The organism is Streptomyces sp. NPDC054841 (genome assembly GCF_053611045.1).
Genome location: NZ_JBSGZO010000430.1, coordinates 1 through 7,296, shown reverse-complemented (window position 1 = coordinate 7,296; position 7,296 = coordinate 1). Strand labels below are relative to the sequence as shown.

5 protein-coding genes are annotated in these 7,296 nt (G+C 70.5%); all 5 read right to left on the bottom strand.

The genetic code is table 11. From position 1 onward, the window contains the following. On the bottom strand, positions 1 to 2,034 hold a 2,034-nt coding region (locus ACWGI8_RS35570), incomplete at its 3' end, for an alpha-mannosidase (RefSeq protein WP_453667385.1). 33 nt (positions 2,035 to 2,067) lie between these two features. Next, positions 2,068 to 4,062: an endo-beta-N-acetylglucosaminidase gene (locus ACWGI8_RS35565; protein WP_453667383.1), complete on the bottom strand. Its 1,995-nt coding sequence runs from the start codon at positions 4,060 to 4,062 to the stop codon at positions 2,068 to 2,070. A 71-nt stretch (positions 4,063 to 4,133) separates the two neighbouring features. Continuing rightward, positions 4,134 to 5,387, bottom strand: coding sequence for a glycoside hydrolase 5 family protein (locus tag ACWGI8_RS35560; protein ID WP_453667381.1), 1,254 nt, complete (start codon positions 5,385 to 5,387; stop codon positions 4,134 to 4,136). Between the two features lie 28 nt (positions 5,388 to 5,415). Further along, a complete protein-coding gene (locus tag ACWGI8_RS35555) occupies positions 5,416 to 6,237 on the bottom strand; it encodes a carbohydrate ABC transporter permease (RefSeq protein WP_453667389.1) in 822 nt (273 codons plus the stop codon). 71 nt (positions 6,238 to 6,308) lie between these two features. After that, a complete protein-coding gene (locus ACWGI8_RS35550; protein ID WP_453667387.1) occupies positions 6,309 to 7,238 on the bottom strand; it encodes a carbohydrate ABC transporter permease in 930 nt (309 codons plus the stop codon). Positions 7,239 to 7,296: the final 58 nt, after the last annotated feature.

Genomic DNA, 7,296 nt, shown 5'->3' with positions numbered 1-7,296 from the left:
GGAGACGACCAGACCGCGCTCGTCGATCTCCACCCGGAGCAGACCGTTGTCGAGGGTGTACCCGCCGCCTTCACGCGGGCGCAGATACGACGCGCCGGTGGGGACCACCTGCGCGGCACCGCCGGCCGCGATCCCGTGCCGGGTGTGCGGCGCCGAGTTGAAGACCAGCTCGGCCGTGCCGTCGCCGGCGAGGGCCCGCTGGGCGGCGTCGACGATGCCGTTCAGCTCCTCGGCCACGGCCGCGTAGGTCTTCTCGGCCTCGCGGTGCACCCAGGCGATGGACGAGCCGGGCAGGATGTCGTGGAACTGGTGCAGCAGCACCGTCTTCCAGATCCGGTCCAGCTGCTCGTACGGGTAGGGGAATCCGGCCCGTACCGCGGCCGTCGCCGCCCACAGCTCGGCCTCACGCAGCAGATGCTCGGAGCGCCGGTTGCCCTGCTTGGTCTTCGCCTGGCTGGTGAGGGTGGCGCGGTGCAGCTCCAGGTAGAGCTCGCCGACCCACACCGGCGGATTCGGGTATTCGGCCTCCGCCTTGGTGAAGAAGTCCGCCGGGGTCTCCCAGACGACGGTCGCCGAGCCCTCCAGGTCCCGCATCCGGGCGGCCTTGGCGACCATCTCGCGGGTCGTGCCGCCGCCTCCGTCGCCCCAGCCGGTGGGCGCGAGCGAATGCCGGGCGACACCCTTGTCCTTGAAGTTCCGCGCGGCGTGCGCGATCTCGCTGCCCTTCATGGAGCAGTTGTAGGTGTCGACGGGCGGGAAGTGGGTGAAGATCCGCGTCCCGTCGATGCCCTCCCACTGGAAGGTGTGGTGCGGGAACTTGTTCGTCTGCGACCACGAGATCTTCTGGGTGAGCAGCCACTTGGAGCCCGCCGCCTTGATGATCTGCGGCAGGCCGGCCGCGAACCCGAAGGTGTCCGGCAGCCACGCCTCGTCGTTCTCGACGCCGAACTCCTCCAGGAAGAACCGTTTGCCGTGGACGAACTGACGGGCCATCGCCTCCGAACCCGGCATGTTCGTGTCCGACTCGACCCACATGCCGCCCGCCGGTACGAACCGTCCGTCGGCGACGGCCTTCTTCACCTTCGCCCACACCTCGGGCCGGTGGTCCTTGATCCAGGCCCACTGCTGCGCCTGCGACATCGCGAAGACGAAGTCGGGCTCGTCCTCCAGCAGCGCCGTCATGTTCGAGGTCGTACGGGCGACCTTGCGCACCGTCTCCCGCAGCGGCCACAGCCACGCGGAGTCGATGTGCGCGTGACCGACGGCGCTGATGCGGTGCGCCGAAGGCTGGGCCGGGGTGGCCAGCACCTCTTCCAGACAGGTCCGTGCGGCGGCGGCCGTTCCCTTGACGTCCTGCAGGTCGACGGCATCCAGCGCCCGGTCGACGGCGCGCAGGATCTCCCAGCGGCGGGCGGAGTCGACCGGCAGCTCCTGCATCAGCTCGCCGAGCACTTCGAGGTCCATGACCAGCTGCCACACGGTCTCCTCGAACACGGCGAGGTCCATGCGGGTGAGCTTGTACTGCGGGTCGGTGCCCGCGGTCTCCTTGTCGCCCAGCTGCGTCGGCAGGAAGGGGTGGTAGTCGAGGATGACCGGGTTGGACGCGGCCTCGATGTGCAGCCGCACCTCTTCGCCGCCCGCGACGGGCGCCCCGATGCGCACCCACTGGTTGCGCGGGTTGAGGCCCTTCACCGGGGAGCCGTCGGGGCGGTGGACGAGGCCTTCGCACTGGAAGCCGGGCATGTTCTCGTCGAAGCCGAGGTCGAGGACCGCCTCGACGGTCCTCCCGGCCCACTCCGCCGGGACGGTCCCGGTGACACGGAACCAGCTGGTTCCCCATGGCGCGCCCCACGGGGCGCCGACCGCGATCGGGGACGGTTCGGCCGCCAGCCCTTCGGCGACCGTTACGGGCTCGCCCGGCGCGTTCCACACCGCGACCTCGAGCGGCACGGACTCCGAGTACACGGCAGGGCGGATGCGCTCGTCGAGGACGCGCTTGAGGCGGGCTTCGACCAGGTTGCGGTCGTCATGCATGAGGATGTGCTCCGTAAGGGTAGAGGGGGCCGACTACCAGGTGTGGGTGGTGGTGATGGCTTTCGACACCGTGAACAGCTCCCCGACCGCGCGTAGTTCGAACCGCGCGGCCGTCTCGCCCTGCTCGGCGGTGAGACCACCGGCGTAGTACGCGGTCTGGCAGGTTCCGCCGAGGAAGCGGCGTGTGCCGTCGGCGAGGATCCGGTGCAGTTCGTAGTGGCGTACGCCGCCGGGGGCGCCCCGCCACGCGAAGCGCAGGCCGCCTCCGGCGGCGTCGGTGATCCGCAGGTCGGCGGGGGCGGCAGGACAGACCTTCGCGTCCCGGACCGCGAGCCGCCCGAGCCGCCACCGGACGGGACCGCTGTTCGCGGTGAGCCGGACGCCCAGCGCCCGCACGGTGCCCGACAGGCCCGTCAGCCGCACGGTGGAGGTGACCCAGCCGTCACCCGAGCCCACCGGGAAGTGGGTGTACGCGGGCGACTCCCCCGGTGCGCCCGGCTCGGCGGTCGCGACGGCCAGCTCGACCTTCGCCCGGCCCGCGTCGGCGCGATGGGTCAGCTCGACGACCGTGTCCGGGCCGAGCGGCAGCCGGGTCGCGTACAGGTCCAGTGTGGTGGGCGCGTCGAGGGCGCCGTCGACCAGGAGGCTGCTGCCGCCGCGCCACGCGTCCGCGAAGTCGAAGGTCACGGAGGGGCGTTGACCAGTCGTCCGCACGACCCAGCGGCGGGAGGGCAGCCGGTCCTGGAGGCCGAGATGGTTCCAGGCGGCGTCGGAGCTGACCTTGCCGTACTCGTACCACTTCAGGCCGTGACCGGTGTTGAAGACGGTCGCGAAGGGGACGGAAGCGACGGTCGAGCGGTCGGCGACGGAGACCGCCGGCGCGCGCCAGCCGCTGTTCAGGTCCGGCCGGGAAGGGTCGAGGGACGAGCCCGTCCAGAACTGGTCGTCGGCGGCGTGGAAGTCACCGGGTGTGCGGCCCGCGGGCAGGTGATTGCGGGTCCACTCGGGCCGGTAGAAGCCGATGGAGGTGATATGCGTCTTGTCGGCCGGCACGATGGCGTCCCAGTTCACGGACGCGTTCGTGCCCTTCGCCTCGACGTCGACGCCCGCCCACAACTCGTAGCGGCTGCGGCCGAGCTGCGCGGCCTGCCGCGCGGACGAATCCAGGCTGCCCGGCGTCCAGCGGAAATCGACGAACATCGAGTCGGCGGCCGCGAAGAACGGCTTGTTCTTGTTGTTCAGCGCACCCTGCCAGCTCACCGAGCCGTTCACGGTCATCGAGTCGTACCAGGTGACACGCTGCCCCTTGGCCGCGCCGAGTGCCTTGAGCTCCTTCAGGAAGCCGAGCATGTTGGTGGCGAGGGCTGCGTTGCCCCCTCCGGTCTCGGCGTTGACGAACCACCCGTCGAAGCCGTACGCGGCCGCGACCGCGACCAGTTGGGCGGCCAGCGGGTAGTGCCCCTTGGAGTCCTTCTGCACCAGGTCACGGGTCCACTGCAGTTGGCCGCCGAAGGCGACGGGCGGCAGGAAGACATTGCCGAGGACGGGCACCCCGTGGCGGTGGGCCGCGTCCACGACGGGCGCGTTCGGCGCGAGGATCAGGCCCTCGCCCGACGAGCCGCCCCAGAAGACGAGTTCGTCGACGTACGCCCAGTGGGTGAGTGCGTAGTAGTCGGCGGTCGCCGCGCCCTGCGAAGGGTTGCCGGCTGTGGGACCGAACGAGACGAGGGACTGGATCCGCGCCTGGCCGGTGCGGGCCGTCGTGTTCGCCGGCGCCGGTGTGAACCGGGCGGCGAGCGGCACGGAGGCCGCGTTGAACGGCAGGTCCGTGTCGTCCTCGGCGCGCCATGCCTTGAGGCTGCGCCAGGTGATGCCGGTGCCGGGGGTGCCGGAGGGAAGCGAGTCCGGGTACCAGTAGGAGGCGTACGGCTGGAGGTCCCGGGCGGCCGCGGCCGCGGTGCCCGGCAGCGCGGGGGTGAGCACCGTGGCGGCTCCGGCGAGCAGGACGGTGCGTCGGCTGAGGTTCACTGTGTGCTCCGTATCGTTGGGGGGCGGACCGAGCGGCAAGATCCGAAAGACAGGCCCTACGGTGCTTGCGGTCACGAGGTGACCTGACCGGGGGTGACGACTTCGGTGATGCCGCGCGCGGCGAGGTGCTCCTTGTCGCCGGCGCGGGCGGCGAGAACGGTCGTGGGGCGGACACCGTCGGCGGTGAGCCGGGCGAACGCCTCGAAGACGGGGCCGCCGGGCGCGCACACCGAGCGCCGCGGGGCGGTGACCTCGTCGCCCGCGTCCACGACGAGCGCGGTGGTACGGGGAGCCGGACGACAGGGGCGGGCGCGCCGCTCCCCGACGATGCGGGCGATCGCCTTGCCGGCCGGCTTGATCTGCCTCTCGCTGGTCAGCAGGCCCAGGCTGTATTCGAGTTCGGGGAAGTCGGCCAGCGAGCGCGGCACGTCGTGCGAGCACCACCAGGTGACGCCCCACACGTCCTCGCAGTCCAGCGCGTTGATCACGGTGGCCTCGGTGAAGGTGTCCGCGTGCTCGGCGGGGACCAGGGGCGCCGGGGCGCCCACCTCCTGGAGCCAGACCGGGCGGTGCGGGTCGTCCGCCCATGCCTTGGACAGCTCGATCAGATACGCGGCGTGGTGCTCGGTCGCCGTTCCCGTACGGCCGTGGCGCTGGGCGGTGCCGTTGAAGACCCAGGAGTGCACGGCGGTGACGGCACCCAGGCGGGCGGCGTGCGCGGGGGTGAACGGCTGGTCGTCCTGGTACCAGGCCGCGTCGTACTCGGCGTGCAGATGGAGCTTTCCGGGCGCGCCCTCCTCGCAGGCGTCCAGCAGCCGGCTCAGCCAGTGTGCCGCCTGCCCTGGTGTGATGCGGTCCGGGTCCGGGTGCGGCCCGGACGCGAACTGGTTGACCTCGTTGCCGATGGTCATGCCGATGAAGTTCGGCCGGTCGGCGAGCGCCGCGGCGAGGGTACGCAGATACTCGGCCTGGCCGGACATGACGTCCCGGTCGGTGAAGATGCTGCGGCGGTGCCAGGTCTGCGTCCATGAGGGCAGGAAGTCGAAGCTCGACAAGTGCCCCTGCAGTCCGTCGACGTTGACGTCCAGGCCCCGTTCGGCGGCGGCGTCGGCCAGGTCCACGAGCTGTTCGACGGCGCGCGGGCGGATCAGGGTGCGGTTGGGCTGGAAGACCGGCCAGATCGGGAAGACCCGGATGTGGTCGAGGCCGAGGGCGGCGACCGAGTCCAGGTCGGCCCGAACGGTGTCGAGGTCGAAGTCGAGCCAGTGGTGGAACCAGCCCTGGCTGGGGGTGTAGTTGGCGCCGAAGCGCACAGCTGGAGTCATGAGCAGAGAAGGTCCTTGCTGTTGGGGGTCAGCCCTTGACCGCGCCTTCGCCGACGCCCCGGAAGAAGTACCGCTGCAGACAGGCGAAGAGAACGATCAGCGGCAGCACGGCGATGACCGTGCCCGCGGCGACGAGCCGTTCGTCGTTGGCGAAGGTGCCGTGCAGATAGTTCAGACCGATGGTCAGGGTGAACTTCTGCGGGTCGCTGAGGACGATCAGCGGCCAGAGGAAGTCGTCCCAGGCGCCCATGAAGGCGAAGATCGCGACGACCGCGAGGGTGCCCTTGACCGAGGGCAGCGCGATCCGTACGAACCGCTGCCAGGCGTTGGCGCCGTCGACGTACGCGGCTTCCTCGACCTCGTACGGGAGATGGAGGAAGGCGTTGCGCATCAACAGGACGTTCAGTGCGGCGATGCAGCCGGGCAGCAGCACACCGACGAGGGTGTTGTTCAGGCCGAGGTCACGCATGGTCGTGAACTGGGCGATGATGATGCCCTCGACGGGCACGAGCATCGCCAGGATGAACGCGAGTGTGGCAGCCCGGCGCCCGCGGTAGCGCAGCCGTGCGAGGGCATAGCCCGCCAGCGCCGCGCCGACGCAGTTGGTCAGGACGCTGGCGACGGCCACCTTGAGCGAGTTCAGCGCGTAGTCCCATACCGGGATGGTCTCGGCGACGCGCGTGTAGTTGCCCAGGGTGGGATCGGCGGGCAGGAATGCCGGAGGGGAGCTGAAGATGTCCTCGTGCGGCCCCTTGAGGGACGTGGACAGCTGCCACAGGAACGGTCCCACGGTCAGTGCGAACACGGCGAGGAGCAGTGCGTAGCGCAGCACGATCTCCCAGCCGGGCATCCGCCGTCCGTTCTCGTCCGTGATCCGGCTCCTGCGCACGGGCTTCGCGCCCTTCACCGTGCCGGTGATGCTCACGAGTCCTCCTTCCGGTCGGCGCGCAGCACCAGCAGCATCAGCGCGACGGTGACGACGAAGACGACCACCGAGATCGCGGAGGCGTAGCCGACCCGGCCGGTGAGGCCCGTGCCGGTGCGCTGGACGAGCATCACGAGGGTGGTGTCCTCGCCGGCGGGGCCGCCGCCGGGTCCCGCCATCAGATAGACCTCGGAGAAGACCTTGAAGGCGGCGACCGAGGAGAGCGCGGCGACCAGCACCATCGTGGAGCGGAGCGCGGGAAGGGTGACGGTGAGGAACCGTCGAACCGCGCCCGCGCCGTCCACGGAGGCGGCCTCGTGCAGCTCGCGCGGGACGTTCGCCAGCGCGGCCAGATAAATGATCATGTAGTAGCCGAGGCCCTTCCAGACCGTGACCGTCATGGCGCTCAGCAGGAGCAGCCACTGGTCGCTGAGGAAGCCGACCTTTCCGGCTCCCACCGCCTCCAGCACCGCGTTGACGAGACCCCGTTCATCCAGCATCCACACCCAGATCAGGCCGACGACCACGATGGAGGCGACGACGGGGGTGTAGAAGGCCGAGCGGAAGAAGGTGATGCCGGGGATCTGTTTCTGCACGAGCAGCGCCAGCAGCAGCGGCAGGACCACGAGGGCGGGGACGACTCCGGCGACGTACAGCGTGCTGTTGCGCAGCCCGATCCAGAACATCTCGTCGTCGAGCATCTCCTGGAAGTTGGCCAGACCCACGAACTGACCGGGGATCAGGGTCCTGCGGTCGGTGAAGGAGTTGGAAAGTGTGGAGAGGAACGGGTACAGGCTGAAGGCGCCGGCCACGAGCAGCCCGGGGGCTGCGAACAGCCAGGGGCTGGTGGGGAGATGGCGCCTGATCCGGCGTCCGGGCCGTCGTCCCGGGCCTCGTCCGTGGCGCTCGGTTCCCGGGCCCCGCAGCGCGGGGCCCGCCGTCGTGATGCCGGAGGAGGTCGCCTTGGAGGCGGTGTCGGTGTTC

Bases quoted from the DNA above. Each gene is read 5' to 3' on its own strand.
- ACWGI8_RS35560 (WP_453667381.1), bottom strand. From the start codon at position 5,387: ATGACTCCAGCTGTGCGCTTCGGCGCCAACTACACCCCCAGCCAGGGC.
- ACWGI8_RS35555 (WP_453667389.1), bottom strand. From the start codon at position 6,237: ATGCCCGGCTGGGAGATCGTGCTGCGCTACGCACTGCTCCTCGCCGTG.